Annotated in this window: 7 protein-coding genes; 1 reads left to right on the top strand and 6 read right to left on the bottom strand. The window is 74.7% G+C overall.

The genetic code is table 11. The features are described from left to right. The 4 genes from RIF68_RS21425 to lipB form a co-directional block, all read right to left on the bottom strand. Positions 1-503, bottom strand: a 503-nt coding sequence (locus RIF68_RS21425; RefSeq protein WP_309052906.1) for a DUF4191 domain-containing protein, incomplete at its 3' end; no start/stop codon positions are given. Between the two features lie 10 nt (positions 504-513). Beyond that, positions 514-729, bottom strand: a complete 216-nt coding sequence (locus RIF68_RS21430; protein ID WP_309052907.1) for a hypothetical protein — start codon at positions 727-729, stop codon at positions 514-516. 385 nt (positions 730-1114) lie between these two features. Further along, on the bottom strand, positions 1115-2083 hold the full coding sequence (gene lipA / locus RIF68_RS21435; RefSeq protein WP_309052908.1) for a lipoyl synthase: 969 nt from the start codon (positions 2081-2083) through the stop codon (positions 1115-1117). Between the two features lie 175 nt (positions 2084-2258). Beyond that, positions 2259-3056, bottom strand: coding sequence for a lipoyl(octanoyl) transferase LipB (lipB, locus tag RIF68_RS21440; RefSeq protein WP_309052909.1), 798 nt, complete (start codon positions 3054-3056; stop codon positions 2259-2261). A gap of 306 nt (positions 3057-3362) precedes the next feature. On the opposite strand from lipB, the gene RIF68_RS21445 reads away from it, so the two are divergent. Next, positions 3363-4832, top strand: a complete 1470-nt coding sequence (locus RIF68_RS21445; protein WP_309052910.1) for a regulator — start codon at positions 3363-3365, stop codon at positions 4830-4832. Between the two features lie 25 nt (positions 4833-4857). Here the strand turns inward: RIF68_RS21445 and RIF68_RS21450 are convergent, their stop codons facing one another. Together RIF68_RS21450 and RIF68_RS21455 are read right to left on the bottom strand one after the other, a co-directional pair. Further along, positions 4858-6207: an NAD(P)/FAD-dependent oxidoreductase gene (locus RIF68_RS21450; protein ID WP_309052911.1), complete on the bottom strand. Its 1350-nt coding sequence runs from the start codon at positions 6205-6207 to the stop codon at positions 4858-4860. Positions 6208-6452: 245 nt separating this feature from the next. Continuing rightward, on the bottom strand, positions 6453-7040 hold a 588-nt coding region (locus tag RIF68_RS21455; RefSeq protein WP_309052912.1), incomplete at its 5' end, for a TIGR01777 family oxidoreductase.

The raw sequence follows: 7040 nt of genomic DNA on the forward strand, positions 1-7040 counted from the left end.
ATGATGTCGTGCACCGGCACGTCCACCACGATGCGGTTCATCTTCTTCTTCTCGGCCGCCAGCAGGCTCTTGACCCGGTTCGGGTTGCCCTCGGCGACGAGCACGATGCCCGCGCGGCCCACCGCCCTGTGCACCACGTCCTGGCTGCGGTTCATCGCGACGGCCGGGGTGGTGGTCCAGCCCCGTCCGACGTTCTGCAGTACCGCCGCCGCCGCGCCCGGCTGGCCCTCCATCTGCCCGAAGGCGGCGCTCTCCGCGCGCCGCCCGAAGACGATGGCCATCGCCAGGAGCGCCAGGACGAAGCCCAGGATGCCCAGGTATACCGGGTGTCCGATCAGGAAGCCGATACCGAGGAGGACACCGAGAACGACGATGCCCACGCCCGCGACGACGAGTCCGACCTTCGGGTCGGCCTTCCGGGTCATCTGGTACGTGAGGGCGATCTGCTTCAGTCGCCCGGGGTTCGCGGCGTCAGCGCCGCCCGTGTTTGCCTTCCTCGCCATGTCCTGAAGTTTACGTGGCCCGGGACGTCCGGCCCGACACGGCCTCCAGCACGTGCTGGGCCTCCACGCGGTCCTTGGCGCGCCGGCGGTCCTCCAGGACGGAGGTCCAGGCGTTGCGCCGGGCGGTGCGCTGGCCCGCGCCGAGGAGAAGGGACTCCACGGCCTTCAGGGCGTCGGTGACGGACGGGATCGCGGTGACGCGAAGATGCGTCGGTGCGGCCGGCATCTCGGGGTCCTCCCTCGATAGGGGTGAGAGACGAGAAGGGGGGTAGGAGCGGTGGTGGCGGTGCGTGAAACCAGGCTCACTCACTGGTGTTACCAGGGCGTGGCCGGGCGGTCAAACACTGATGAAACGCCGATGCGGCCATGCGGCCCAACCCCCGCAACGGCCGCGCGGCCCGCACGCCCCGCTGAGCTGCGGAGGGCGTGCGGGCCGCGCGGAACCGGCCCTGAGCGGCCGGTCGGGACGTGTGCGGCGACTCACACGGTCACCGGGCCGGCCTCGTACGGCGCTCAAGCGCGCCTCAAGCGGGAGCACGTCCCGGGGCGGGGCCGCGCGCCGCCCCGGAGGGCCGTACGGGCCCGGCCCCGGCGAGGGGGACCGGACGGCGTCAGACCGCCTGCGAGGCGTCGACCGCCGTGCCGCGCTTCTCGATCGCCTGCTGGTAGAGGCGGCCCGCGCGGTAGGAGGAGCGGACCAGCGGGCCCGACATGACACCGGAGAAGCCGATCTCGTCGGCCTCCTCCTTCAGCTCCACGAACTCCTGCGGCTTGACCCAGCGCTCCACGGGGTGGTGCCGGACCGAGGGGCGCAGGTACTGCGTGATGGTGATGAGCTCGCAGCCCGCGTCGTGCAGCTGCTGGAGCGCCTCGCTGATCTCCTCGCGGGTCTCGCCCATGCCGAGGATCAGGTTCGACTTCGTGACCAGACCGTAGTCACGGGCCTTGGTGATGACGTCGAGCGAGCGCTCGTAGCGGAAGCCCGGGCGGATCCGCTTGAAGATCCGCGGCACGGTCTCGACGTTGTGCGCGAAGACCTCGGGGCGGGAGGCGAAGACCTCCTCCAGCAGCTCCGGCACCGCGTTGAAGTCGGGGGCGAGCAGCTCGACCTTGGTACGGCCGTCGGCGCGGCCGGCGGTCTGCTGGTGGATCTGGCGCACGGTCTCGGCGTACAGCCAGGCGCCGCCGTCCTCCAGGTCGTCGCGGGCGACGCCGGTGATCGTGGCGTAGTTCAGGTCCATCGTGACGACGGACTCGCCCACGCGGCGCGGCTCGTCACGGTCGAGGGCCTGCGGCTTGCCGGTGTCGATCTGGCAGAAGTCGCAGCGCCGGGTGCACTGGTCACCGCCGATGAGGAAGGTCGCCTCGCGGTCCTCCCAGCACTCGAAGATGTTGGGACAGCCCGCCTCCTGGCAGACCGTGTGCAGGCCCTCGCTCTTCACGAGTCCCTGCATCTTCGTGTACTCGGGCCCCATCTTCGCCCGGGTCTTGATCCACTCGGGCTTGCGCTCGATGGGGGTCTGGGCGTTCCGGACCTCCAGGCGCAGCATCTTGCGTCCGTCGGGTGCGACTGCGGACACATCGGCTCCTGTAGCTTCGATTCTTCGGCGCACACCAGGGTACGCCCGTTGCTTCTCATGCCTCACCTGTGGCCAACCCATGGCCAAGGCCCTGCATTCCTGAGGCGCCGGTGGTGTGTCGGTGCCCCGTCCCCGGGGCGGTGGGCGCCGTCCGGCGCCCACCGCCCGCGCTCCGTCAGGCGGAGGCGGTCTCGATCTCGCGCGGCTTGAGTTCCGCGTTCTCCAGCACGTCCCGCAGGTGCCGCTCCACGACCGGGAGGACCTCCCCGACCGTGACGTCGCGGCCCAGCTCGTTGGCGAAGGAGGTCACGCCCGCGTCGCGGATGCCGCACGGGATGATCCGGTCGAACCAGGCGTTGTCCGGGTTCACGTTGAGCGAGAAGCCGTGCATGGTGACGCCCTTGGCGACCCGGATGCCGATCGCCGCGAGCTTGCGGTCCTCGCGGCGCTGGCCGGCGTTGGAGGGCGCGTACTCGGGCCCGTTCAGGCGCGGGTCGAACTCCTCGTCCTGGAGGCGGGGGTCGAAGTCCAGCGACAGGCCGCCGATCCGGGGGCGCTGCTCGACCGGGTCGCCCAGCACCCACACACCGCTGCGGCCCTCGACCCGGGTGGTCTCCAGGCCGAAGTCGGCGGCGGTGCGGATGAGCGCCTCCTCCAGCCGGCGCACGTGCGCGACCACGTCGACCGGGCGGGGCAGCTTCATGATCGGGTAGCCGACCAGCTGGCCGGGTCCGTGCCAGGTGATCTTGCCGCCGCGGTCCACGTCGACCACCGGCGTCCCGTCGAGCGGGCGCTCGCTGTCCAGGGTGCGCCGGCCGGCCGTGTAGACCGGCGGGTGCTCCAGGAGCAGACAGGTGTCGGGGATCTCGTCGGCGAACCGTGCGGAGTGCACCTCGCGCTGCTTGTCCCAGGCCACCTGGTAGTCGACGGCGTCCGCGCCGAACCCCAGGCGGACGAATCGCAGCTCACTCACGGCCATGCCTCCTCCTGGGTGCCGCGAGCCGGGTTCCGGGGATCGTCCCGGGGTGGGAGCCGGCCCGGCACCCTGCGTTGTACGCGCCCATGCCACTGTACGGCGGAGCCACGGAAGCCCCTCCGGCAGGTGGACGGGGGCCTCGGCGGGGAGGCACGTCAGCAGCGCCTGCCAATCCTCACACGATCGGATGAATGTGGGGCGAAGCTGGCGGTACGGGCCGTGCGGACCGCTACATTCACGCCGTTCCTTGAGGGTCCGAACGGGCTGCCACGTGGGCCCGGAAGGCAGGAGACCGCACAGCCGATGACGGAACGACCACCGCAGCGCATCCCGAACCGCCGGCTCGCCGCGCTCATCGCCGAAGCAGGGTTCTCCCATGCCGGCCTCGCCCGACGCGTCGACCAGCTCGGTCTCGAGCACGGCCTCGACCTGCGGTACGACAAGACCTCCGTGACCCGCTGGCTGCGCGGCCAGCAGCCGCGCGGCACCACTCCCGCTCTCATCGCCGAGGTCTTCACCCGCCGCCTCGGCCGCCGCCTCTCCGCCCAGGACCTCGGCCTGGACGCCTGCGCGCCGGTCTACGCGGGCCTGGAGTTCGCCGCCACCCCCGAGGAGGCCGTCGACATCGTCAGCGGCCTCTGGCGCAAGGACTCCGGCAGCCACGCCGAGCTGCGCAAGATCGCCTTCACCCCGGCGGGTCTGGTCGTGCCCAGCCGGGACTGGCTCATCGGCCGCTCCGACGAGCGGGTCGCCCGGGGCGAGCCGCCGCACGGCCCCCCGCTCGGGGGGACGGCCGCGCAGGACCCGAGGGTCCCGCCCCAGGGCCGCTTCACCGTCCCGCGCCAGCGCGGCACCGACCGGGGGCCCGGCCAGCGGGTCTCCAGCGGCGACATCGCCGCGCTCCGCTCCGTCGGCGAACTCTTCCGCACCCTCGATCACGCCTACGGCGGCGGCCACGCCCGCCAGGCCCTCGTCCGCTACCTGGAGCACGAGGCCGAGCCGATGCTCCGCGGCACCTACGGGGAGGCCACCGGGCGCCGCCTCTTCGCCGCCGCCGCCGACCTCACCCGGCTCGCCGGCTGGACCTCGTACGACATCGCCGCGCACGGCCTCGCCCAGCGGTACTTCGTCCAGGCCCTGCGGCTCGCCCAGGCCGCGGGGGACCGGGCCTACGGCTCGTACGTGCTCCTCACCATGAGCTGCCAGGCCGTCTACCTCGGCCACGGGCGGGAGGCCGTGCAGCTCGCCCGGGTCGCCCAGCAGGGCGTCGGCCCCGCCGCGCCGCCCGTCGTCCAGGCGATGCTCCACGCCGTCGAGGCCCGCGGCCACGCCGTCCTCGGCGAGGCACGGGCGTGCAGCGCCTCCCTGGTGCGCGCCGAGCGCGCGCTCGACGGCGCCCGGCCCGGCGACGAGGTGCCCTACTGGGCCCGCACCTTCGACGAGGCGCAGCTCGCCGACGAGCTCGGCCACTGCCACCGCGACCTCCAGCAGTACCGGCCTGCCGCCCAGCACGCCGAGCGCGCCCTCCAGCTGCGCGCGCCCGGCTTCGCCCGCAGCCGTCTCTTCTGCCGGGTCGTGCTCGCCACCGCCCGGCTCGCCCTCGGCGAGCTGGAGCAGGCCTGCGCGCTGGGCGCCGAGGCGGCCCAGCAGGCCTCGGAGATGCGCTCCGCCCGGGCCCTGGAGTACGTCAGGGACTTCGAGCGCCGCCTGGAGCCGTACCGCGACGCCGCTCCCGTCCGCACCTACCGGGACCGCGTCTCCGCGCTCCTCTGACCTCGTCCCGGGCCGGGCCGCCCGGTCAGGCCGCCTCCTCCGCCACCCGGGCCCCGTCCGGGAGGCGGACACCCAGGTCCGACAGGAGGGCGTCGGCCGCCCGGTGGGCCGAGGCGAGCGTGCCCTGCGGGGTCGCGGTGGCCCGGTGGTCACCGCACACGTACAGCCCCGCGAGCAGCCGGACCGAGCGGCGCACGTCGTGCGGCGGGCGCATCGCCGGGGCCGCGTCGGGGGTGTGGTGCAGGGCCAGCAGCTCCCACTCGTCCGTGGACGTGCCGTACAGCGTCGCCAGGTGCTTGCGCACCCGGCGCTCCGCGTCGTCCGGCGGCGTACCGAGCACCGTCGAGGTGATCAGCGGCCGGCCCGCGGGCGCGCGGCTCGGGTCGACCGCGCTCATCACCACGGTGTGGGCCACCGGTCCGCCCGGGTCGGACTCCAGGAGCAGCGTCGGGTCCTCGGTGGGCGCCGCGGGCGCCGTGTGGTGCAGGACCGTGACCGCGTGGAAATCCGGCACCCGCAGCCCCGGCAGCAGCTCCGCCGCCGTCCGCGCCCCGGTCGCCAGCAGCACCGAGCGGCAGCCGAAGACCCCGTGCTCCGCCGTGGCGACCCGGGAGACGGACACGTCCGTGACGCGGACGCCGGTTCGGACCGTGCCGGGCGGCAGCGCGTCCACGAGCCGCTCCGGCAGCGCGGCCGACCCGCCCTCCGGCACCGCGAGCCGTCCCCGGGCGAAGGCCCGCAGGGCCAGGTCCGCCTGCCGGCTCGACATGCCGAGGTCCGGGTCGGAGAGGAGCGCGGCGAGCAGGGGCCGCAGCACGCCCTGCACGGTCCGGGCGGGCAGCCGCGCGTTCAGCGCCTCCCGCGCGGTCCGCTCGGGCCGGGCCAGCAGCCGGGGCGACGGGGTGGTGGCGAGCCGGACCAGGGAGGCGCCGAGCCGCGCCTGGTCGAGCGAGACGGCCGGATTTCGCGGAGCGCTCGCGAGGGCGCGCGCCACGCTGAACGCTCCCCCCACGCTCCGGTGCCCGCCGCTCCGGCGCGGATGGGGGGCGCCCCACCGCCCGTACCGCCCGTCGCTGTGGACGAGCACCCCGGGTGCGAAGGACCGCAGCGGGAGGCCGTCCAGGGCGGGTGTGGCGCGCAGCTGTCCCGGCGAGAGGGTGAGCGGCGAACCCACCCGGTCGAGCCGGAAGCCGTCGACCGTGTCGGTGGCCAGCCGTCCGCCGGCCCTCGGCTCCGCCTCCAGGACGGCGACGGTGAGCCCGGCGCCGGTCAGCCGGCGGGCCGCCGCGAGACCGGCGATCCCGGCCCCCACGACGACGACGTCGACCTCCTCCACGACGTCCCCCCGCTGTGCGCTGTTCGCGGTACTGAGCACGTGCCCCTCCCCAGGTCGCGGCCACCGGTGGGAGGCCTTATGCCCTCAACGGGCCTGCGGAATGCCCGCGTTCGCCGTCGTTTCGAGCGGTGGACGCCGGGCGGTGGGCATCGAGCCTAGGCAGCGCTCCCACGGCCGGCGCCCGCGCGTGCCGGGGTGCGCGGTGCACGGGGGAGCACACGGCGCGCGCCGGGGGAGCACGGGCCGGGCGGCGCCGGGGCGGGCTCCCGCCGCGGGCCGCCGGATCAGCGCGCGGCTGCCCGGATCGCGTCGTCGATCGACGGGAAGGCGAAGGCGAAGCCGGACTCCACCAGGCGCCCGGGCAGCACCCGCTGACTGCCCAGCACGTCCCCCGCGAAGTCGCCGAGGACCAGCTTCAGCGCCGGGGCCGGAACGGTGAGGAGGGCGGGCCGCTTCAGGACGCGGCTCATCGCCGCCGTCACCTCGCGGTTGGTGACCGGGTCGGGGGCGGTGAGGTTCACCGGGCCCGACAGGGACGGGGTGTCGACGAGGTGGCGCAGGGCGGCCACCTCGTCGTGCAGGGAGATGAAGGACCAGTACTGCCGCCCGTCGCCCATCCGACCGCCGAGACCGGCGCGGAAGACCGGGAACAGCCGCCCCCACGCCCCGCCCTCGCGCGCCACCACCAGTCCGGTACGGGCGTACGCGACGCGGATGCCGGCCTCCTCGGCGGGGGCCGCCGCGGCCTCCCACTCCACGCACACCGAGGGCAGGAAGCCGCTGCCCGCCGGGGCGCTCTCGTCCACCGCCCGGCTGCCGGTGTCCCCGTACCAGCCGAGCGCCGTCCCGCAGACCAGCACCTCCGGCGGGTC

This window comes from Streptomyces sp., from assembly GCF_031178505.1.
GTDB lineage: Bacteria > Actinomycetota > Actinomycetes > Streptomycetales > Streptomycetaceae > Streptomyces > Streptomyces gulbargensis.

Excerpts from the sequence above, each read along its gene's own strand:
- RIF68_RS21445 (WP_309052910.1), top strand. The coding sequence starts at position 3,363 with ATGACGGAACGACCACCGCAGCGCATCCCGAACCGCCGGCTCGCCGCG.
- RIF68_RS21430 (WP_309052907.1), bottom strand. The coding sequence starts at position 729 with ATGCCGGCCGCACCGACGCATCTTCGCGTCACCGCGATCCCGTCCGTC.